The sequence below is a fragment of the Amycolatopsis sp. cmx-4-61 genome (assembly GCF_046548775.1).
In the GTDB taxonomy this organism is placed as follows: domain Bacteria; phylum Actinomycetota; class Actinomycetes; order Mycobacteriales; family Pseudonocardiaceae; genus Amycolatopsis.
This window is the reverse complement of record NZ_JAEBEI010000015.1, coordinates 1-18,835: the sequence shown is the minus strand read 5'-3', so window position 1 is coordinate 18,835 and position 18,835 is coordinate 1. Positions and strand designations below refer to the sequence as shown.

General features: G+C 72.9%; 15 protein-coding genes. 7 read left to right on the top strand and 8 right to left on the bottom strand.

The window, feature by feature from the left end; translation table 11 throughout:
* Window positions 1-30 precede the first annotated feature (30 nt).
* The 3 genes from ACLJOU_RS32985 to ACLJOU_RS32975 all read right to left on the bottom strand — a co-directional run bounded on the left by ACLJOU_RS32985 (window position 31) and on the right by ACLJOU_RS32975 (window position 4,437).
* Window positions 31-795: an IclR family transcriptional regulator gene (locus tag ACLJOU_RS32985; protein ID WP_410573010.1), complete on the bottom strand. Its 765-nt coding sequence runs from the start codon at window positions 793-795 to the stop codon at window positions 31-33.
* 20 nt (window positions 796-815) lie between these two features.
* Window positions 816-1,775 (bottom strand): acyl-ACP desaturase, encoded by a 960-nt coding sequence (locus ACLJOU_RS32980; protein WP_410573008.1) that lies wholly within the window; start codon window positions 1,773-1,775, stop codon window positions 816-818.
* Window positions 1,776-1,860: 85 nt separating this feature from the next.
* Window positions 1,861-4,437: an alpha-glucuronidase family glycosyl hydrolase gene (locus tag ACLJOU_RS32975; RefSeq protein WP_410573006.1), complete on the bottom strand. Its 2,577-nt coding sequence runs from the start codon at window positions 4,435-4,437 to the stop codon at window positions 1,861-1,863.
* Between the two features lie 166 nt (window positions 4,438-4,603).
* Between ACLJOU_RS32975 and ACLJOU_RS32970 the strand changes: the two genes are divergently transcribed.
* Window positions 4,604-7,999 carry a TM0106 family RecB-like putative nuclease gene (locus ACLJOU_RS32970; RefSeq protein ID WP_410573004.1) on the top strand — a complete coding sequence of 1,132 codons (3,396 nt, stop codon included), beginning with the start codon at window positions 4,604-4,606 and terminating at the stop codon, window positions 7,997-7,999.
* Here ACLJOU_RS32970 and ACLJOU_RS32965 read toward each other — a convergent pair.
* From ACLJOU_RS32965 to ACLJOU_RS32955, 3 genes are all read right to left on the bottom strand, one after another.
* Window positions 7,954-8,112, bottom strand: a complete 159-nt coding sequence (locus ACLJOU_RS32965; protein WP_410573002.1) for a hypothetical protein — start codon at window positions 8,110-8,112, stop codon at window positions 7,954-7,956. The genes ACLJOU_RS32970 and ACLJOU_RS32965 overlap by 46 nt on opposite strands.
* Window positions 8,113-8,280: 168 nt before the next feature.
* Window positions 8,281-8,895, bottom strand: coding sequence for a DUF2231 domain-containing protein (locus tag ACLJOU_RS32960; protein WP_410573000.1), 615 nt, complete (start codon window positions 8,893-8,895; stop codon window positions 8,281-8,283).
* Window positions 8,896-8,931: 36 nt separating this feature from the next.
* The gene (locus tag ACLJOU_RS32955; protein WP_410572998.1) at window positions 8,932-9,921 is read right to left on the bottom strand and encodes an SDR family oxidoreductase; all 990 of its coding nucleotides are present in this window, start codon (window positions 9,919-9,921) and stop codon (window positions 8,932-8,934) included.
* Window positions 9,922-10,239: 318 nt separating this feature from the next.
* Between ACLJOU_RS32955 and ACLJOU_RS32950 the strand changes: the two genes are divergently transcribed.
* The 5 genes from ACLJOU_RS32950 (at window position 10,240) to ACLJOU_RS32930 (ending at window position 13,850) form a co-directional block, all read left to right on the top strand.
* The gene (locus tag ACLJOU_RS32950) at window positions 10,240-11,163 is read left to right on the top strand and encodes a DMT family transporter (protein ID WP_410572996.1); all 924 of its coding nucleotides are present in this window, start codon (window positions 10,240-10,242) and stop codon (window positions 11,161-11,163) included.
* On the top strand, window positions 11,138-11,617 hold the full coding sequence (locus ACLJOU_RS32945) for a hypothetical protein (protein WP_410572994.1): 480 nt from the start codon (window positions 11,138-11,140) through the stop codon (window positions 11,615-11,617). The genes ACLJOU_RS32950 and ACLJOU_RS32945 overlap by 26 nt, the downstream gene beginning before the upstream one ends.
* A gap of 241 nt (window positions 11,618-11,858) precedes the next feature.
* A complete protein-coding gene (locus tag ACLJOU_RS32940) occupies window positions 11,859-12,290 on the top strand; it encodes a DUF2243 domain-containing protein (RefSeq protein ID WP_410572992.1) in 432 nt (143 codons plus the stop codon).
* A complete protein-coding gene (locus ACLJOU_RS32935) occupies window positions 12,287-13,033 on the top strand; it encodes a cytochrome c oxidase assembly protein (RefSeq protein WP_410572990.1) in 747 nt (248 codons plus the stop codon). The genes ACLJOU_RS32940 and ACLJOU_RS32935 overlap by 4 nt, the downstream gene beginning before the upstream one ends.
* Window positions 13,034-13,058: 25 nt before the next feature.
* Window positions 13,059-13,850, top strand: a complete 792-nt coding sequence (locus tag ACLJOU_RS32930) for an FkbM family methyltransferase (RefSeq protein WP_410573334.1) — start codon at window positions 13,059-13,061, stop codon at window positions 13,848-13,850.
* On the opposite strand, the gene ACLJOU_RS32925 is transcribed toward ACLJOU_RS32930, so the two are convergent.
* Complete coding sequence (locus ACLJOU_RS32925) at window positions 13,847-15,883, bottom strand: MGH1-like glycoside hydrolase domain-containing protein (protein WP_410572988.1); 2,037 nt, start codon at window positions 15,881-15,883, stop codon at window positions 13,847-13,849. The genes ACLJOU_RS32930 and ACLJOU_RS32925 overlap by 4 nt on opposite strands.
* A 221-nt stretch (window positions 15,884-16,104) precedes the next feature.
* Here ACLJOU_RS32925 and ACLJOU_RS32920 point away from each other — a divergent pair, with 221 nt between their 5' ends.
* The gene (locus ACLJOU_RS32920; RefSeq protein WP_410572986.1) at window positions 16,105-16,482 is read left to right on the top strand and encodes a hypothetical protein; all 378 of its coding nucleotides are present in this window, start codon (window positions 16,105-16,107) and stop codon (window positions 16,480-16,482) included.
* Window positions 16,483-16,555: 73 nt separating this feature from the next.
* On the opposite strand, the gene ACLJOU_RS32915 is transcribed toward ACLJOU_RS32920, so the two are convergent.
* The gene (locus tag ACLJOU_RS32915) at window positions 16,556-18,535 is read right to left on the bottom strand and encodes an amino acid transporter (RefSeq protein WP_410572984.1); all 1,980 of its coding nucleotides are present in this window, start codon (window positions 18,533-18,535) and stop codon (window positions 16,556-16,558) included.
* Window positions 18,536-18,835: the final 300 nt, after the last annotated feature.

The following is an 18,835-nucleotide window of genomic DNA, read 5'->3' as shown; positions in this document are numbered from 1 at the left end:
GGAGCGGCCCGGATGCCACGAAGGGCTATTTCATAAGACGGAAAGCGCCCGCGAGATCGCCCGCGCACTCGTCATCACCAGCGGGGCGAGCGCGTGCGGCGCCACGCTCCCGTGCCGCACGACCAGCGACACCGCCGCGACGACCCGCCCCCGCGCGTCGTGGATCGGCGCGCCGACCGACAGCGCGTCCAGGGTCACCTGCCGCTCGCTGATGGAAAAGCCGTGCGTGCGCACGTCGGCCAGCATGTGCCGCAGCCGGTCCGGCTCGGTCACCGTCTCGCTGGTGTACCGCTCGATCGGACGGCCGAGCACGTCCTCCTGCACGTCGGCGGGGGCGTGGGCGAGCAGGACGAGCCCGACACCGGTCGCGGTCAGCGCGAACCGGCCGCCGACCCGGGTCAGCACCGGGACGGCCCCGGAGCCGGCGATCCGCTCGATGTACACGACTTCGGTGCCTTCGCGGACGGCGAGCTGGACGTTCTCCCGCGTGATCTGCGAGAGGTCCTCCAGGAACGGCAGGGCGAGTTCCCGCAGGCCCAGCCCCCGCGGCGCGAGCGAGCCCAGTTCCCACAGTCGCAGCCCCACCCGGTAGACGCCGGTCTCGTCGCGCTCCAGCGCGCCCCACGCGCAGAACTCCCGCAGGAGCCGGTGCGCGGTCGCGGCCGGCAGCCCGGTCCGGCGCGCGACCTCGCTCAGCCGCAGGGCCGGCCGGTCCGGCGAGAACGCCTCGAGCACCTTCAGCGCGCGGCCGAGCACCGGCCCGGTGGCGCCGGGCACGCGACCTCGGTGCGGCACGGCGACCTCCGGTGGGTGACTCAGGCGTCCACTGTGTCCACTGTGTCCGCTATGCCCCGCGCGGCCCGGCGCGCGGCCGCGGCGTCCCGGCGTTCCTCGAACCGGGACGCCTGCGTGTCGAGCCCCTTGAGGAACGCGGCCAGCTCCTCCCGCGCGGCTTCGCCGACCGCGCCGAGGCCGGTCAGGTCGAACACCTTCCAGTACCGCAGCAGCGGCTGGACGACGTCGTCGTGGTGGATGCGCAGGTCGTAGATGCCGGCCTTGGCCATCAGCGCCGCCTTGCGCTGGAAGCTCGGGATCACCGCGCCCGGCATCGCGAAGTTCAGCACCTCGTCGGTGATCGCGCGCATCATCGCGTCCGGCGAGATCTCCAGGGCCGCCTTGACGAGGTTGCGGTAGAAGACCATGTGCAGGTTCTCGTCCGTGGACACCCGGGCCAGCAGCTTCTCGGCCAGGGGGTCCTGGGTGTAGCGGCCGGTGTTGCGGTGCGAAAGCCGGGTCGCGAGCTCCTGGAACGAGACGTAGGCGCAGACGTTGAGCAGCGGCTTGTCGCCGGTGTCGTAGCCCGCCTGCATGGTCTCCATCCGCATCCGCTCCAGCTCGACGGGGTCGACGGCGCGGGTGACCAGCAGGTAGTCGCGGATGCAGATGCCGTGGCGGCCCTCCTCGGCCGTCCACCGGTGCACCCACGTGCCCCACGCGCCGTCGCGGCCGAACGCGCGCTCGATCTCGCGGTGGTAGCTGGGCAGGTTGTCCTCGGTGAGCAGGTTGACCTCGAGCGCCGTCCGGGCGATCGGGCTCACCCTGGACTGCTCCGGGGCCCACGCCTCCCCGCCCAGCTCGGCGAAGTCGCGGCCCTGGCTCCAGGGCACGTACTCGTGCGGCATCCACTCCTGGGCGGCGGCGAGGTGCCGGTTGAGGTTCTCTTCGACCGTGCCTTCCAGTTCGTGCAGCAGGCGGGTGGTTTCGGGGACCGGCATGGGGCAACGTCCTTTCGTGCCTACGCGACCGTAACTTACGGTGCCGTAGGAAACGACAACGGACGCGGTTACCGGGAGGTTCCCCTCAACGCGTGAACTCGAACACGTAATCCTTCAGAATCGGCCCGAAGAAGCTCATGCCGGTGGCCCGCACGACGGCCCGCCCGGGCACGCCACCGGCCTGGGAAAGGACTTCGCACCGCACGGTGGGATCGGCCGGGATGACCTTCGTGATCCTCGGCGCGGTACCGGCCGCCAGCGGGACGGTGCTGGACGCGGCCCCGGCGTCGAAACCGCCGAGCGCCCGGCCGCCGACGACGATCCTGATCGAGAGGGGCCCGTCGGTCGGGACGGCCCGGCCGCTGAACTGCTGCCAATAGCCCACGCAGGTGTCGCGCCAGGTGCCCGCGTCGGCCTCGTGGGCCGCGAGCTTCGCCTTCACTTCGGCGAAGCGCCGGGCGTCGACGTGCGGTTCGAGGGCGTCCCAGGCCCGGCGCATCCAGGACACGTAGTGGACGCCCGTCTGGTAGCGGTACACGAGCTCGTCCCAGAAGATCCGGCCGTTGTGCATCCGCCGGTCCCACGGCACGTGGTGGAACCACATGAGCAGGTTCTCGGGCACGGTCTCGATGTCGGCGTACCGGGCCGCGAGCACCGGGAAGTACTGCGCGGTGAACCCGCTGCCGGTGGGCGAGCGGTCGTAGCCCAGTCCGGCGGTGTCGGCCCGGTTGTAGTACACCGGGCTCCAGTCGTCGCGCGCGAGCCGTTCGGCGGGGTTCGGGCCGTAGTGGTCGCTGGACCGGAACTGGTGCGCGACGCCCAGCGGCGTCTGGTAGCTCACCAGCGCCTCGCGGGAGCCCAGCATCATCGCCACGATCGTCCGGACGACGAAGTCGCGGTTGCCCCACGTCAGCCGGACCCAGTCCTCGGCGATGCCGCGGGCGTCCAGCGTCCAGTCCCAGGCCAGCCTGCCGAAGGCGTACAGGTTCGCCTGCGCGAAGTGGTGCCCGGTCAGGTTGTCGGCGTTGCCGAAGTTGGCCACGCCGACGATGGCGCTGTCCGGGTGGCCCTGGGCCGTGCCGTCCACCACGTGCCCCACCAGGCGGTGCGGCAGCAGCCGGCCGTCCGGGCCGGTGGCGTACGTGTCGGACTTCAGCACCTCTTCCCACAGCGGGCCGAGGTAGCACAGCATCGTGTTCTGCCCGGTGTACTCCTGGGTGACCTGCAGCTCGATGGCCTGGTTCGTGTGTTCCATCCGGCCGAACAGCGGGTTGGCCGGCTCCCGGGCCTGGTAGTCGAGCGGGCCGTTCTTGGTCTGCAGGAAGACGTTCTTCGCGAACCGGCCGATCGTGCCGTCGGGCTGGCGCTCTTCGTCGATCGGACCGAACTCCAGGTACGCGCGCTTCAGCCGGTCCGCGTCCACGTCGGCGTTGTAGACGAAGGTCCGCCAGAAGATCCGCATCCCGAGCGGCGCCACCGCCGCCGCGATGCCGTTGGCGCCGTCCCCGTGGTCGTAGCCGAGGTCCTGGGGACCCGGCTGGCCTTCGGAGTTCGCCTTGACCGTGAAGCCCAGGAAGTCGGGGATCGCCGCCTGCAGCTGCCGGGCCCGGCGGGTCCACCAGTCCCGGAACTGCGCGCTGTAGGGGTCCAGCTGCTCGCGGGTGAGGGTGTCCGGCGCGAACCGGGCGTCGGTCGGGGCCGCGTAGTTGATCGACACCGCCAGCTTGATCCCGTACGGGCGCAGCGCGTCCGCCAGGGCGGCTTCCTGCTCGATGGCGGCCGGGGTGAGGTAGAAGCTGTTGGCGTTGACGTTGTTGATCGTGATGCCGTTGATGCCCACCGAGGCCATCGCCCGCGCCGCCACGAGGTACCGGTCGAGGATCACCGGCAGGTTCAGCCCGGCGGAGGCGCCGGTGGCGGTGAAATCGAAGATCGCCCCGTTTTCACCGTTCGACCCGCCGGTACCCGCCGGGTTGTTCCCGGCGTAAAGACGCTCGGTTTCCCAGTAGTTGAGGTACCGGTGGTTGATCCGGGGAACCGAAGAAAGTTTCAGGTCGGCGAGGGGGTGTTCCGCCTGGAGACGCCGGAGGAAGGCGAAGGTCCCGTACAGCGCGGCGACCTCGGTGTTGCCGGCGATCACGATCGACCGGTGCCCGCCCCGGGACAGCGAACGGATCAGGTAACCCTCGGTACCGAGGGGCGCCAGGTCGCGCGCGGGTACGAGCCGGCGCACCAGGGGTGAGCTGTCCGGCGTGCCCACGACCACCGCGCGGTCGGGAAAGCCGTCCCGCACCGGCACGGACCGTCCGAGCAGCCCGCCGAGACCCCGGACGAGTTCGTCGCGCGCGGCGGCCAACGTGCTCTCCACCAGGTGTTCGGTGGAGCCGGGGGCCATGCCCAGGTTCGCCGTGTGGCGGTGCACCTTCGTCCGGTCGGCGTTCTCCACGACGATCGCGCCGAGCGCGGCCCGGTACCGGGCGAGGAGGCCGGGATCGGCGACCGGCTCGTAGCGCAGCCACAGGTCCGAGCCGTCGTAGTCACCCGGGAAACCCGGCGGACTCGCCTGGGCCGCGGGGGCGCCGAACACCGATGTCGTCAGGACGGCTCCGCTGCCGATCAGGAAGGAGCGCCGCCGCAGCCCGTGCTCGTCGTCGAGAGACAAGGTTCCCCCACGTGATCGCCGGGTATTAAGTTCGGTTCCCGCACTATTGCGGGCGCGGGCTCGCACTGTCAAGAATTGGCGATATACCGGGGAAATCCCGAAAGTTTCGGCGTGTCGGGGACGGTGTGCCCGGCCGGGCCGAAGCCCCGTGCCAGACTTCGCGGCGATGCTCACCCCAGCCGATCTCGCCGACCTGCTCGACTGCGAACACCGCAGCGTCCTCCGCCAGGCGCTGGCCGCGGGACTGCCGGGAGCGCCGCGCCCCGCACCCGCCGAACCGGTCTCGCGGCGCGGGCACACCTCGGCGATGCTGGCCCGGTTCCGCGCCGACGGGCGCGAGGTCGCCGAGATCGACGTCGAGGACACCGCGCTCGCCGCGAAGGCGACGGAGGAGGCGCTGCGGTCGGGAACGCCGGTGATCCACCGGGCCGTCTTCGCCGACGGCGGGTTCTCGGCGCAGGCGGACTTCCTGGTCCGGGACGGGGAGGGCCGCTACGAAGTCCACGACGCGACACCGGTCCGGCAAGCGACGCCGGCGGCGGTGGTCCGGCTGACGGCGTGCGCCGACGCACTGACCCGGGGCGGCTGGCCGGCCGGGCCGCAGCTGCACCTCCGGCTGACCGACGGGGGTACCCGGTCGCTGCGCGTCGAGGACTTCCGGCCGCTGGTGGACCGGCTGCGGGTCCGGCTGGCCGGGCGCCCGCCGCGGCTGCCGGTACCGCTGTGGGCCGACGAACGCCCGGCCTGCGCCGGCTGCGGGTTCGCGCAGCACTGCGTGACGGCCCGCGAAGCCGACCGAGACCTCTCGCTGGTGGCCGGGATGCGCGGTGACCAGCGGCGCAAGCTCGCCGCCGCCGGGCTCGGCTCGATCGACGCGCTGGCCGCCGCCGGTCCGGACGACCGGCCGCGGGACCTTTCGGCGACGGCGTTCGCGACGCTGCGCGCCCAGGCCGCGCTGCAGGTCCGGCAGGACACCACCGGCGAGATCGCCTACGAGATCGTCGACCCGGACGAGCTGGCCGCCCTGCCCGCTCCCGCGCCGGGCGACGTGTTCGTCGACCTCGCGGGCGATCCGCACGCCCTCGCCGGCGAAGGCCTGGAGTACCTCTTCGGCGCGTTCGGCGACCGGCAGTTCACGCCGTTCTGGGCGCACAGCCGCGCGCAGGAGCGGCGGGCGTTCGAGGAGTTCGTCGACTTCGCCGCGGCGCGCGTGGCCGAGCACCCGGGCTCGCACGTCTACCACTACGCGCCGTACGAAGTCACCGCGATCAAGCGGCTCGCGGCGGTGCACGGCACCCGCGAGGAAACCGTCGACCACCTGCTCCGCAGCGGTGCGGTCGTCGACCTGCACGCGGTCGTGCGCAAGGCGCTGCGCGTGTCGCAGCGGTCGTACTCGATCCGGCACCTCGAACCGCTCTACCAGCCCGGCGCCCGCGCGAAGACCGCGGTGTCCGACGTCGACGCGTACGAGGAGTACCTGGCGTTCTCGCAGTCCGGGGAGCCGGAACGCGCCGAGGAGGTCCTGCGTCGCATCGGCGAGAACACCGAGGACGACTGCGTGTCCGCCCGGCGGCTGTTCGACTTCCTGCACCGGGTCCGCGCCGAGGCGGGTATCGACGTCCCGGAGCCGGCCGAGGAGTCCGCCGAAGACGCGTTGCTGCGCGCGGCCGAGGAGGACGTCGCCGCCGAGCGGCGCGCCGAACGGGCCGCGCAGCTCGCCGCGCTGGTCGACCCCCTGCTCGACGGGCTGCCGGACGACCCGGGGCAGTTCACCCCCGACGAGCGGGCCCGCGCGCTGCTGGCCGCGTCCGTCGGCTACCACCGCCGGGAGACGAACCCGGCGTGGTGGGAGTACTTCCGCCAGCTCGCCGCCCCGCTCGGCGACCTCGAGGTGGACACCGCCTGCGCCGTGCCGGTCTCGCTCGAAGCGGGGGAGTGGGTGCCCCCGGCCGGGCGGGCGCGCACCGCGAAACGGACGCTGCAGCTGACGTGCGACCCCGACCGGCCGCACCCGTTCGCCCCCGGCGACGACGTGCGGCTGCGCTACGGCGACACCGCCCGCGACGCGAAGGTCGTCGCCGCGTCGGCGGTGGAGCTGACCCTGGAAGAGAGCTGCCCGCCGGACGCCACCACGAACGACCGGCCGAACGCGGTGCTGCCGGGCAGCCCGGTGCGGCCGTCGCCCAAGGACGAGGCGGTCGCCGACCTTGCGCGCCTGGTTGTCGACGCGCTGCCGGAACTGCCGCGGCACCCGGGCGTCGACCTGCTCCGCCGGACGCCGCCGCGGCTGCGTGGCGGCGTGACGCTGCCCGAGCCGGGGGAGGACCTGGTCGCCACGGTGATCGAGGCGGTCGAGGCGCTCGACGGGTCGGCCTTGGCCGTGCAGGGGCCGCCGGGGGCGGGCAAGACCTACCTCGCCGGCCGGCTGATCGCGCGGCTGGTCCGGGCGGGCCGGACGGTCGCGGTCACCTCGACCAGCCACAAGGCCGTGGAAAACGTGCTGAGCGCGGCCAAGAAGAGCGCGCCGGAGCTGGCGTGCGCCAAGCGCGCGAAGAAGACGCCGGACCCCGCCGCGCCCTGGGACCAGCCGAAGAGCAACCCGGCACTGGTGAAGTGGCGCGAGGAGCACGACGCCGGGCACCTGGTCGGCGGGACGGCGTGGACGTTCGCCAACGCCGCGGTCCGCGAGGAGCCGTTCGACCTGCTGATCATCGACGAGGCCGGCCAGTTCGCCCTCGCCGACGCGCTCGCGGTGTCGATGTGCGCCCGCAACGTCCTGTTGCTGGGCGATCCGCAGCAACTGCCCCAGGTGGTGCAGGGGACGCACCCGGCGGGTGCCGAGGCCTCGGCGCTGGGGCACCTGATCGGCGAGGCCGACATCATGCCCGCGTCGCTGGGCTACTTCCTCGACGAGACGCGCCGCATGCACCCGGCCGTGTGCGAACCGGTGTCGAACCTGTCCTACGCCGGACGGCTGCACGCCCACCCGTCGGCGGCGGACCGCGCGCTGGACGGCGTCGCCGCGGGCCTGTACGTGTCCGAAGTGGACCACCAGGGCAACACGACGCGGTCGGTGGAGGAAGCCGCCGAGGTCGTCCGGCTGGTGTCCGAAGTGTACGGTCGCATGTGGACGGACCAGGGTGCGCGGCGGCCGCTGGGCGACCCCGACATCCTGGTGGTGGCGCCGTACAACCTCCAGGCGCGCACGGTGACCCGGGCCCTGGCGGACGCCGGATTCCCGGGGGTCCGGGTGGGCACGGTCGACCGGTTCCAGGGCCAGGAGGCCCCGGTGGTGATCGCGACGATGACGTCCTCGTCGGCGGTCGACCTGCCGCGCGGCCTGGATTTCCTGCTGTCCCGCAACCGGCTCAACGTGGCGCTGTCGCGGGCGCAGGCACTGGCGGTGCTGGTGTGCTCGCCCCGGCTCGTCGAGGCCGACATCCGGACGGTGGACCAGATGCGCTTGGTCGCGGGCATGATCGGCCTGATGACGGCGGCCCGCCCGTGGCCCGCGGGTCAGCCGGGCGGTTCGGTCGTGCCGGCGTCGTCCTCGACGTCCTGAGAGCCGGGTTCCGTGCGGTCGGTCTCGGGGATCTCCACGTCGAGATCGAGTTCCGGGGTGCCGGGCGGGGCCGGCGCGTCGGGGGTCAGGGGGCGTTCGTCGGATTCGCTCATGGAAGACGGTTACCCCGGCGGCCGGTGATCAAGCGTGCGCTCGGCGGGGGGTGATTTCGTGGCGCGCGACCGTCCAGGTGCGCGGCCCGCCCCTCCGCGTACGTGAGCCACCGCTCAGCCTTCACCGGGGTTATCGGCCGGGCCGGCCGGGAACGGCGGACTGGTGCGTCAGGCGGGGTTGCGGGGCGCGGCCGGGTCGTCCCCCGCGAGCTCCGCGGGCGCCAGATCGTCCAGGGGCTGCCAGCGGAACACCCCGGCACCCTGGGCGTAGGACAGGTGCCCGCCGAGGGCGCCGCCCACGCTGGTCGCCGTCAGGCCCAGGGCGGCGAGGAGCCGTCCGCTGCGGCCGCGGCGCCGGGCCGCGTAGGACGCTCCGAACAGCGCGACCGCCGTGGCGTTGGCCGCCGCGTGCACCAGGGCGACCCGGCGTTGCCGCACGTCGAGGTCCGTGTAGTCGGCCAGGCCGAGCACCATCGCCGCCGGGGCGGCCAGCAACCCCGTGGCGACCAGGCGGCGCGCGGTGTCCTTCCCGTCCGGGAGGAGGTCGAACAGCGCCGAGCACAGCCAGGCGCCGATGGGCAGCGTCACCGCGAGCGGGTGCAGCGGGTGCCCCAGACCCTGGCCGCGCAGCTGGCGTACCAGGCCGGTCCCGTCCGCACCGCCCAGCACCTTCCGCAGTGCGGCAGCCGGGCCGTCGAGCGCCTGGGCGTTTTCGGCTTTCCCCAGCACCCGGTGCGCCCAGGCGGGCTTCGACCGGGCGTGACCGTCGCGCGTCGGATCCATACCGCTGCGGCTACCCCGTCGCGCGCGGGTCAATCCTCAACTCGTGCGGTGACGCCGGGACACCACCGCGGTGAGCAGGTCGCCCGGCCGGGGGAGCGTCCCGATCAGCCGGGTGAAGGCGCTGCGCTGCACCACCTTTCCCGGGTGGCTGCCGTGGACGCGGCCCGGTTCGTCCACAGAGGAGTCGACGTTGTCGGTTCCGTTGTCCGGCAGGGTGTTGCGAAAGCTGCCCGAGCCGATCCGGCGCACCGACAGCAGGGCATCGGTCAGCCCGGGGGAGAGCCGCTGCCCGAGGAAGAACCCGGCCGTGGCTCCGCCGACCGGGATCTCGCGGCGGGGGTGCGTCGCGGCGAACACGATCGTGTCGGCGACCGCCTCGGGCGCGTACACCGGCGGCGGGGGCTTCGGCAGCGCGCCGAGCTTGCTGCGCGCGTGCTCGAAGAACGGCGTGTCGATGGCCCCGGGGAGGATGGTCGTGACGGCGATCGGGGCACCCTCCTGCGCGAGTTCGATGCGGAGGCAGTCGTAGAAGCCGCGCAGCGCGAACTTGCTGGCGGTGTAGGGCGCGTGCAGCGGCACCGCCCGCACGCCCTCGGCCGACGCCACGCCGATGACCGAGCCGCCGCCCGCGCGGCGCAACGCGGGCAGCGCCGCGCGCACGCCGTGGACGTGCCCGAGGAAGTTCACCCGCAGGACGCGCTCGAACTCCTCGTCGGTGATGTCTTCGACCCGCCCGAACACCGACACGCCGGCCACGTTCACCCAGGTGTCGATGCGCCCGAACTCCGCTTCGGCGGTCCGGACGAGCGCGCGGACGGCGTCCGGATCGGTGATGTCGGTGGGCACGGCCAGCGCGGTCCCGCCGGCCCCCGTGATCTCCTCGAGGAGGGTGTCGAGGGCCCGCGCGGTGCGCCCGGCGCACACGACACGCGCCCCGCGGGCGCCGAAGGCGAGCGCCGCGGCGCGCCCGATCCCGCTCGACGCGCCCATGAGCACGACCACCTGGTCGGACACCGGTCGGGGCATGACGCCTCCTCCTGTTGGGGATCCCGGGCCACGCGGATACCGCTCGTGTGGCCCGACAAACGCCTCGGCGCGTGGTTGTCGCGGGTTGCGGCTGTTCCCCGCGCTGGGGTGGGTTTTCAGCGCGGTGGCATCGCTTTGTGGCGCCGCGGAGCCGGGCCGCTCGATCGCGCGTTACGCGGCCATCCCTGGCGTCGTCGCGTGATGCTGCGGCTCGGGTGGCTACCGCCCCTGCCCGGCCATCCCTGCGCCGGCCGCGGAGCCCGAACGCACCCCCGTCCTTGCGGCATGACCAGGGCCGGGTGCGGGTACTCCTGCCGCGTGCCTCTTCCCGCCGGAATCGCCGCTTTCGTGCCCGGGACCTCGGTCGCCGCGGTCGCGGCCGTCATGTTCGCCGTCGGCTCCGTGCTGCAGCACGAGGCCGCCCTGAGCACCGCGGATGCTCGCGGTGTCGAACTGCGGCTGCTCGTGACGCGTCCCAAGTGGATGGTCGGCCAGAGCGCCACCATCCTCGGGACCCTGCTGCAGGTGGTCGCGCTGGCCCTGGCGCCGGTCGCCATCGTGCAGCCGGTGCTCGCCGGGGGACTGGTCGTCGCGCTGGCGATCCGGTCGGTGCGGGACCGGTGCCTGCCGTCGCGCCTCGACGGGATCGGAGCCGTCCTCACCTGCGGTGGCCTCGCCGTCTTCCTGGTCGCGGCGCGCCCCGCCGCCGGCACCGGCGACCACCTGCCGCCGTGGTTCGCCGTCGTTGCCGCGGTGGTCGTGGCCGGAGGTGTCGTCGCCGGGGTCAGCCGGATCGGGCGCGGGCCGTGGGGCGCGCTGGCATGCGGTGCGGCGGCCGGGATCGCCGCCGGCGTGGCGGCGGTGCTCATTTCCGCGGCGGTCAAGACGTTCGGCGAACGCGGGCTGCTGCCGACGCTGGGCGGTACCGCGTTGTGGGCGGCACTCGCCGTCGCGGTGGTCGCGCAGCTGGGCAGCCAGCAGGCGTACGCGCGCGGTGCGCTGTCGTGGTCGATGCCGGCGCTGGTGCTGCTCGACCCGCTCGCCGCCGTGCCCGCCGCCCGGTTGCTGACGGGCGAGCGCCTCGAACCGGGTCACGCTTTCGTGTGGGTCCCGGCCGCGGCCGTCGCCGTCGTGGGCGTGGTCCTGCTGGCCCGGACCGGGGAAAGCTGCCGGCGGCCGGTGTTTCGCCGTCGCCTCAGCGGGAAGCCCGGGGAACATGACCGAACCGGACCACAGCTATGACCCGCCGCAGGACACGGGCCAACCGGACGCCGTCGAGACGGACCCGGCCGCGCTGAACAGCGCCGAGGACCTCGACGAGGACCGGCTTCGCGCCGACCCGCTCGAGGAGGGCATGGATCCCCCGGAACACTGGTCGGGCGTGACGAAGTACGGCATGACGCCGTGGGAGCAGGCCCACCCGCGCGGGCTGGGCGACCGCATCGACGAGGAACGCCCCGACCCGACGGCGCAGGTCCCGCCGGCCGGCCTCGAGGCCGATCCCGGCGAGCAGGCGGACGCGGACCCGGACACGGGCGCGACCCCGGACGAGCCGATGCAGCTGGAACCGGTGGCGGGCGACGGCCCGCCGTTCGATTCGGAGCCCGACGAGGTGGGTATCGATGCCGGCTCGGCGGTGGCTGCCGGGCCCGAGCAGGCCGCGATGCACATCGAGGGCGAGGACGGGCGACCGTGAGCCGCTGACCCTGGGCGCGCTCCCTGCGGGGTGAGGCTGACCCCTCGCCGGGTGTGGAGCCGCCGCTGAGTCGCGCCTGACGGCCCTTCGCCGTCAGGCGCGCCAGCCGCCGTCCCGGGGTCGAGTGCGGGCCAGGCCCCGTTCGGCTTTCGTCGCCCACGGTCTGCCCGGTGCCGGCCCCGGCGAACGAGCACGCGTGTCCCGCACCCGGGCGGGTAGCCGGGCACCGGAGGTGATGGGCATGCGGACAGCCCGATCGGCGTGGGCCGGAGTTCTCGCCGGGATCGGCGTCGCGGCGTTCGCCGACGAGACCGTTTTCCACCAGTTGCTGCACTGGCACCACTTCTACGATCGCTCGACCACCGACGCCGGCCTCGTCTCCGACGGCATCTTCCACGCCTTCGGTTTCTTCGCCATCGTGTTCGGGCTGGTGCTCGTCGCCGACCTGCGGCGAGGTGACCGGCTTTCCGGCCGCGCCCTCGCCGGCGGGATCCTGACCGGCGCCGGCGCCTTCCAGCTCTACGACGGCACCATCCAGCACAAACTCCTCGGCCTGCACCAGATCCGCTACGCCGTGGACCTCACGCCGTACGACTGGACGTGGAACGTCGTCGCGGTCCTGCTCGTCGTGGCCGGCGTGCTCCTGCTGCGCCGCACCCGGGCGACCGCGTGAGCGCTCACCTCGGCCACCACCTCCCGGCACTGCTGGCGATCATGGCCTACGAAACCGGCGCGTGGCGGCTGCGGCAACGCGGTGACCGCTGGCCGCCCGCCCGGGACGTCGTCTTCGGCGCCGGCGTCGCCGTGGCGCTGGTTCCGGGGACGTCCTCGTTCACCGGGCACATGCTGCAGCACGTCCTGCTCGGCATGCTGGCGCCCGTCCTGCTCGTGCTCGCCCGGCCGATGACCCTCCTGCTGCGGGCGGTCCCCACGACGGCGCGCCGCCGTCTCACCCGGGTGCTCGGGTCGCGACCCGCCGGCGTGCTGGTCTTCCCGCCGGTCGCCGCCGTCCTGGAGGCAGGCAGCCTCTGGCTGCTCTACCGGACCGGCCGGTACGCGGCGATCGGCGACGAACCGTGGCTGCACCTGCACGTCTTCCTGACCGGGCTGCTGTTCACCACGGCGATCTGCCGGCTCGACCCGCTGCGCCACCGGGCCGGGCTCGGCGTCCGCGCGGGCGCCCTGATCGGCGCGGCCGCCGCGCACGCCGTGCTGGCGAAGACGTTGTACGTCAGCGCGCCGCCGGGAGTGGTGCTCTCGGTCGCGGACCGGCAGGCCGGTGCTGAGCTCATGTACTACGGCGGTGACGTCGTCGAGTTCGGGCTCGCGCTGATCGTCGCGCTGCAGTGGTACGCCGCCCGCGGGCGCGAGGAAGCCCGGAGCAGCCGCCGAACGGGGGTGCCCCGGCGAGCGTGATCCTGATAAGCCTCTGCGCGTGACCATGGACACGATCGACCTGCACAGCATCAACCCGTGGGAGGTGTCCTTCCTGCGCGAGGAGGTGGGCGCCTACTTCGCCCACGGCGTCGAGCTCGCTCCCGGTGCGACCGTCCTCGACGTCGGCGCCAACATCGGCGTCTTCTCCGCGGCCGTCTACGAGCGGCTGGACGGGGACGTGCGGATCTACGCGTTCGAGCCGCTGCCCCCGCTGCACGCGACGCTGGAGCGCAACGGACGCGACTTCTTCGGCGGACGGCTGACGGCGCTGCCGTACGGGCTGGCGGCCGGCGAAGCCGAACTCGACTTCAGCTACTTCCCGGCGGCGACCATCTTTTCCTCGTCATGGCGGGACGCGGCGAACGTCGAAACCGAGCGGCGGCGGGTCACCGCGAGCGTCGTCGAGATGATCCGCCGCGGCGGCCTCGGTGCCGGGCTGCGCCGCGTGCCGGCGCCGATCCTGCGGGGGATCGTCGGGCGCAAGCTGCGGGTGATGCGCGAGCTCGAGACCCACCGCGTCCGCGTCCGGCCGCTGTCGGCGGTGCTCGACGAGCACGGTATCGACCGCGTCGACCTGCTGAAGGTCGACGTCGAAGGCGCCGAGCTCGACGTGCTGCGCGGGCTCGAAGACCGGCATTGGCCGCTGGTCCGGCAGGCCGTCGTCGAGGTCGAGGGGTGGCGCCGCAACCGCGACACCGTCCGCGAAGTCTTCGCCACGCGCGGCTTCACGGTCGAGGCCGTGCAGGACCCCGTCCAGGAGGCCGCCGACATCGGGATGGTGTTCGCCGTCCGCTAACGCCGGTATTCGAGCCAGTCGAGGTTGATCGCGCCGGAGTCGCCCGGGTTTTCGGAGAGGGTCACCACCGGGTCCCGGCCGGTGAGCGGGACGTCGGCGAAGGTCGTGGTGCCCCAGTCGTCCCAGCTGCCGGAGACCTTCGGGAAGCCGACCTGCCGCACCGGCTGCCCGTCCACCGACAGGGTCATGGTCCGGGTGTCGTCGTTCGCGTTGGCGTACCGCACGGTGATCGCGGCGCGTTCCGGCGCCGTCGTGGTGCGGTGCACGGTGAAGGACGCCGCCGCGCCCTGCGCCCAGAGGCCGTCGAGGAACGCGCGGCCCGAGTAACCCGTGTGGTTCACGTTCGTCTTCACCCCGCCGGTGTTGCGCGCGTCCTCGGCTTCGAGGTGGGCCGGGTCGGGGCAGCCGCCCAAGGCGGCGGTGCCCGCCGTGTCGGCGCAGCGGTCTTGGGCGTCGGCGACACCGTCGCCGTCCCGGTCGCCGGCGGCCGCTCCGGTGAGGGTGATGTCGATGGTGTGGTCGCCGGTGAGCGTGTCCGGGACCGAGGCCGGGCCGCTCCGGCCGTCGAGGGTGAAGGAGCGGATCGAGGCGCCGGCGCCGTGCAGGGCGATGGTGAGGTTCGCACCGCGGTAGCGGAGGTTCCGCAGCGTGACGTCACCCCAGCCCGCCGGCAGGAGCGGCGCGAAGGACAGCCCGCGGTCGGCGAACGTCAGCCCGAACAGGCCGCTGTGGACCATGTCGAGGAACGCCGTGGCCGACCACGTCTGGTCGGGTTCGGAACCCCAGTGGAACTTCACGGTGTCGCCCAGCCGCTGCCAGCCGCCGTCGACGACCCCGGTGGTGCCGTTGTGGATTTCCCAGAAGCCGCTGTTGTTGCCGGCCAGCTTGGCCAGGCGGGCCGTTTCGGACGCGAACGCGTTCTGCTCGCGTTGCCCGGCCAGCGCCTTGGCCCACAGTCCCTGCACGAGCGGCCAGACGATGGCGTTGTGGCGGCCGGGCTGCGCATCGCTGTAGCGCGCCCAGTTCGGGAAGGTGTCGGGCATGCCCCAGGGCAGTTCGCGGGCGTGCGCGGCGATCGACCGCGCCTGCGCCGGGTTCGCGACGCCGAAGATCAGGGCGAAGGCCAGCCCGGTGCCTTCCTGGAAGGCGCCGCGGGAGCCGTCGGCGAGGAGCTGGTAGTCGTACAGGCCGGTGGCGGGGTTCCAGAACCGCTGGTTGATCGCCGTCCGCAGGGCGGTGGCCCTGGTCCGGTACCCCGCGACCTCGGACGCCGGGCGGCCCAGCTTCTCGGCCATGTTCGCGGCGTTGACGTACGCGGCGTAGTAGAGCTCGTTCGTGCTCAGGTACATCCCGCTCGCGACGCCGGGCCACGGCATGCTCCCGGTGCTGACCGACTCGGTCGCGTCGGCGGGCGGCGCGGGGTAGCCGGCGATGCCGTCGTTGAAGAAGGACGCGCCGGTGAACAGGCCGTAGGTCGCGTTGAAGCCGGCCGTGGTGGCGTGTTCGCGGATCGTCAGCGTGGTGGTGGCGGCGCGGTAGGCGTTCTGGAGGAAGTCCCGGTCGCCGGTCACGAGGTAGTGGTTCCAGGCGGCGGTGACCCAGACGACCTGGTCCCACTGCTGGTCGTCCTGCTGCAGGCGCAGAGCACCGCTCGCGTCCTTGTCGACGACGGCCCACAACGTGTTCTTCGCGACGGCCGGGGTGAGCAGGCTGGCCGCGTTCCAGGTGTTGATCGACGCGTCGCGCGTCCACGGCTGGTTGTAGCCGCCGCCCGCGCGGAGGATGCCGGTCGCGGGATCCAGCAGGCCGCTGCGGTCGTAGCGCGCGTCGTACCCGATCGTGTTGGTGTGCAGCAGGTTCTGCAGCGCGGCGGTGTAGGCGCCGCCGAACAGGGCCTGGATGTCCGGGTTCGCGAACTCGAGTGAAGGGGCCGACGGATCGGCGGTGGCCGGGGTGGCGCCGGCGAGCGTGCCGCACGTCGTCACCAGGGCCAGGAGTGCGTAACCGATTCGCTGCGGGAAGCCGTTCCTCATCCGCGTACCCCTTTCGGCTTTCGGCGCCGGCCATTGCACCACGGAACGGCGGTCTCTCTCCGGATCCGCCCGGATCCTGTCCGTTCCTGTCCACCACGGCGGCGATCCGCGAGGTCACCGCCCGTGGTCATGGGGCGCTCCGGTACGCCGTCCAGGTGGCAGGGCGGGGCTCCGACGTTGCATACTGCTGGAATGGCGCGCAGCAACCCGGAGGCCGCACGGTGAGTCCCCGCGAAGGGACGTCCCGCCGGAAATTCGGCCGGATCGACCCGTTCTGCCTGATGGCGGTGCTGCCGGTGCTGCTGGTGGCCGGCATCCTGGGCGCGCTGGTCCACATCGGGCTGGGCATCGGCTTCGCCGTGTTCGCGGTTTTGATCCTGGTGTTCGACTCCTGGGTGAACCGGCCCCGCCCGGCGCCGCAAGCCGAACGCCCGCCCCGGGCGGCCCGCCCGGCGGCGCCGCCTCCGCCGCGCGGACCGGCGCGAGCGCCCGGCCGGGCACCGGTCCGCGCCCCCCGGCCGCAGGACGCCCGCGGTCCCGCCCGAGCCCCGGCTCGTGCGCCGGTCCGGCGAGGCGGTCCGCCACCGGCGGGTCGGTAGCCAGGCCGTTCGGGACGCGGCCGCGAAGCGGTCTTCGCGGCGCAGCAACCCACCGGGGCGGTGCGAAAGCCCCTCAGCCGCCCACGTGGATGGCCGGGCGGCGGGCCGGGTCCTTCTCACTGCTGCGGATGATCTCCCGCACGACCGGCGCGGTGTCGCCGCGGCCCAGGAGCAGGTAGCGGAACAGGTGCCCGAGCGGGTTGCCTTCCGACCAGTCGAAATAACAGCGGGGCCGGACGCCGGTCACGTCGCGCAGGGCCAGCAGGATCGCCGCGATCGCGTTGGGCGCCGCGGGGCTGTTCGCGCGCAGGATCCGGTAACCGTCGATCTCCACGCCGCGCACCTGGAGCACGTTGCTGAACTCCGACGGGTCCACGACGTCGATCTCGAGGAACAGGATGTCCGCGGCGCCGGGCACCGGGTTGACCCCGCGCTGTTCGGCCTCCTTCGCGGAGTACTCCGCCTCGTCGCCGCCCTGGCGCTTGTTGGCGACGATGTTCAACGCGCCGTCGTGGCCCAGGGAATCGGCGATGAACCGGCGGGCGTCTTCGTCGAACTCGATGCGGTCGGCGCGCAGTTCCGTCGTCCGCGAAACGCGGGACACCAGCGAGACGACGATGATCCCGAGGATGAACAGGGCCGAGATCGCGATGCCGTCCGGTTTTTCGATGACGTTTTCGACGAGCGCGTACAGCAGGACGAGCGTCAGGACGACGAAGCCGACGGCTGCCCCGCGGTGCCGTCGCCGGATCGCCGAGATGCTGACCGCGACCGCGCCGGAGACCATCATCGCCAGGATGCCGGTCGCGTAGGCGCCGGCCTGGGCGTTGACGTCGGCGCCGAAGGCGATGGTGATGAGGATGCTGATCGCGGTGTAGACGAGCACGACCGGCCGGACGGCGCGGCCCCACTCCGGCGCCATGCCGTAGGAGGGCAGGTAGCGCGGGACGATGTTGATCAGCCCGGCCATCGCCGAGGCACCGGCGAACCACAGGATCAGCACGCTGCTGACGTCGTAGACCGTCCCGAAGAGCTCGCCGAGCTCGTGGTGGGCGAGGTAGGCCATGGCGCGGCCGTTGGCTTCGCCGCCGTCCTTGAAGGCGTCGGCCGGGATCAGCACGGTCGTCACGAAGCTCGTCGCGATCAGGAACACCGACATGATGAGTGCGGCGGCGGTCAGCAGCTTCCGCGTGTTGCGGATCCGGGAGGCCAGCTTCTCTTCGGCGTTCTTCCCCTCGGCCGCGACCAGCGGCATCATGCTGACGCCCGTCTCGAACCCGGACAGCCCCAGCACCAGCATCGGGAACGCGATGACGGCCGGGCCGATGACGCCGGTGAACCCGCCACCGCCGGCGGTGAGCGCGTCGGTCCAGTGGGAGAGGGCGGCGGAGTTCCCGGCCAGGTCGATCACCCCGGCGACCGTCACCACGGCGTTGAGCAGCAGGAACACCGCGACGAGCGGGATGGCGACCCCGACGGCCTCGCTGAAGCCGAGCAGGAACACCCCGCCGAGGATGAGCAGCAGCACGACGGTGATCAGCACCGCGTGGCCGTGCAGGAAGCCCGGCAGGTACGGGTTTTCCAGCATGTGCACGGTGGCGTCCGCCGACGACAGCGTGATCGTGATGATCCACGACGTGGCCACGAACCCGAGCAGCGTGAGGACGAACAGCTTGCCCCGCCAGAACGGCAGCAGGGTCTCCAGCATCGCCACCGAACCCTGCCCGTGCGGGCTTTCGTGGGCGACCCGGCGGTACATGGGGAGCATGCCGAGCAGCGTCAGCGCGACGATCAGCAGCGTCGCCAGCGGCGAGAGCGCCCCGGCGGCGAGCGCGGCGATGCCGGGCAGGTAGGAGAGGGTGGAGAAGTAGTCGACGCCGGTCAGGCACATGACCTTCCACCACGCCTGCGGCGTGCCGTGGTCCTCGCCGCCGGCGCGCCCGACGGGGGCGACGCGGTGCTCCAGCAGCCACCGGGCCACGGCCGAAGCGGGCTGCGGCGGCGCCGGGCTGTCCACGCTCTCCGGTATGGTCAAATCGGGTGAAGCACCCATTTCGCCCTCTCGTCCCCTCGGCCTCGCAGAACAGTGGTCATCAGCATGCCCGACCCCGCGTGGCGGCCGCACGGGAGGCTCCCCGAGGTCGGTCCTCTTCGGACGGTGTCAACGTTCCGGGTTCGGTACCCGGGAGTCAGCTCGCGTACCTGGGAGGCCCGGTTCGGGCATCTCGTGGAGTTGCCCCGTGGGGCCGGACACCTTGATTCCAGACGGTGGTCTGGAGGGAGGATGTCCTGGTGTCTCGCAGGTCGAAGTACCCGGAGCAGTTCCGGCAAGATGCGATCGAGCTGGTCAACT